This is a genomic window from Mesorhizobium sp. M5C.F.Ca.IN.020.32.2.1 (assembly GCF_004023105.1).
GTDB lineage: Bacteria > Pseudomonadota > Alphaproteobacteria > Rhizobiales > Rhizobiaceae > Mesorhizobium > Mesorhizobium wenxiniae.
Genome location: NZ_RZSX01001491.1, coordinates 1 through 745, shown reverse-complemented (window position 1 = coordinate 745; position 745 = coordinate 1). Strand labels below are relative to the sequence as shown.

The following is a 745-nucleotide window of genomic DNA, read 5'->3' as shown; positions in this document are numbered from 1 at the left end:
CCGTCAAGATCGGCTCGGCGCTGCTTGTCGACCGCACGGCGGGCCTGAAGCGCGACTGGCTGGCCTCGCTTGCTGACGACATCGCCGTGCTGGCCAAAGGTGGCGCCGAGATCCTCGTCGTGTCGTCCGGCGCCATCGCGCTTGGCCGCACCATTTTAGGCCTCGGCAAGCGGGCACTGAAGCTCGAGGAGAGCCAGGCGGCGGCGGCCGTCGGGCAGATCGCGCTGGCCGGCGCCTGGTCGGATGCGCTCGGCAAGGGCGGCCTGAAATCCGGCCAGATCCTGCTGACGCTCGGCGACACTGAAGAGCGGCGCCGCTATCTCAACGCGCGGGCGACGATCTCGACGCTGCTGAAGATGAAGGCGGTGCCGGTCATCAACGAGAACGACACGGTGGCGACCTCCGAAATCCGCTATGGCGACAATGACCGGCTGGCCGCGCGGGTGGCGACGATGATGAGCGCGGATCTGCTGGTGCTGCTTTCGGACATTGACGGGCTCTACACCGCGCCGCCGGCGCGCGACCCGCAAGCCCGGTTTATTCCGGTCGTTGACCGCATCACCCCCGAGATCGAGGCGATGGCAGGTGCGGCCGCTTCTGAGCTTTCGCGCGGCGGCATGCGCACCAAGCTCGACGCCGGCAAGATTGCCACCGCCGCCGGCACCGCCATGATCATCACATCAGGTACGCGGTTGTCGTCGCTGCTGGCGATCGAGCGTGGCGCGCGGGCGACGTTCTTCCGGCC

General features: G+C 68.3%; 1 protein-coding gene. It reads left to right on the top strand.

Translation table 11 applies throughout. The features are described from left to right. The coding region (gene proB / locus EOA86_RS37015; protein ID WP_128345859.1) for a glutamate 5-kinase at window positions 1-745 on the top strand (745 nt) is incomplete at both ends.